Origin of the sequence: Micromonospora sp. NPDC047620 (assembly GCF_043205005.1) — a bacterium.
GTDB lineage: Bacteria > Actinomycetota > Actinomycetes > Mycobacteriales > Micromonosporaceae > Micromonospora.
In genome coordinates this window covers 1-1035 of sequence record NZ_JBIDDG010000202.1, presented here as the reverse complement: position 1 = coordinate 1035, position 1035 = coordinate 1, and the positions used below count along the sequence as shown (strand labels likewise).

At 71.1% G+C, this 1035-nt stretch carries 2 protein-coding genes; both read right to left on the bottom strand.

What is annotated here, in order from left to right:
* The coding region (locus ACGF5C_RS35265) for an XdhC family protein (RefSeq protein ID WP_393308819.1) at positions 1-647 on the bottom strand (647 nt) is incomplete at its 3' end.
* A 30-nt stretch (positions 648-677) separates the two neighbouring features.
* The coding region (gene tatA, locus ACGF5C_RS35260; RefSeq protein ID WP_393308817.1) for a Sec-independent protein translocase subunit TatA at positions 678-1035 on the bottom strand (358 nt) is incomplete at its 5' end.

The window sequence follows — 1035 nt, the reverse complement described above, 5'->3', positions numbered from 1 at the left end:
CCGGCACGCCCGGCGGCGAGTAGTTCGCGGGCGCGTTCGGCCACGGTGACGTCGGCTCGTCCGGAGCCGAGCGATCCGTGGATCGAATCCGGGGTGACGATCAGTCGCCGGCCCAGTCGCGTGGATTCCGGGTGCGCGACAACGGTGGCGATCGCGGCCGGGCGGTCGGCGGCGACATCGGCGAGAACCACCGGCAGGTGCGGGAATGTCTGCCGCGATATCGGCTCGGCGAAGATATCGATCTCACCGCCACAGGTGAGCCCGATACCGAACAGCTCATCGGTGTCGACCCCGTAGCTCTGCAGCCGGGGCCGCCCGATTCGCACCACGTCGGTGGCAAGCTCGTAGACGGCCGCGTCCACGCAGCCACCGGAGACCGATCCGGCCACGGCGCCGTCGGGAGCCACGACCATCGCCGCACCCGCCGGGCGCGGTGCCGAGCCCCTGGTGCGCACCACCGTGGCGACACCGGCGGTGCCACCGGATCGCCAGATCGCGGTCAGTGCCGCCAGGACGTCGCGCACGGCCGCACGCGCCTCTCTGTCGTGGCCGCAGCATTCGACTGCTGTAACCGCATCTTTGAATGATGCGCGCCGCGGGGCGGTCGCGCGGCGACAATGGGCCCTCGGGAACGTGTCGTCGAGCATGCGGGCTTCTTGCCGCGGCGGACGATCCGGTCAGCTCGGGTGACGATCCTCCACGGCGGACGACGACGGAGTCGCCGGTTGCGCGGGCGGCAGCGGTGCCGCGGGCGCCGGCCGGTGACCCGCACCCGAGGCGCTCGGGGATGCGGTGGCCGGCGGGCCGGAGTCGCCGGACTGCATTTCGCTCATTTCGCTCTTGAAGATGCGCAACGAGCGGCCGAGACCGCGGGCGGCGTCGGGCAGGCGTTTGGCACCGAACAACACCACGATCACCAGTGCGATGATCAGCCAGTGGGTCGGACTCAACGAACCCATCGAAACCTCCGTTCGTGCGCCGCGGTCGCTCGGACGACGACCACCGGCTCGGCGGATTCCGCCGACGAGATCGCTC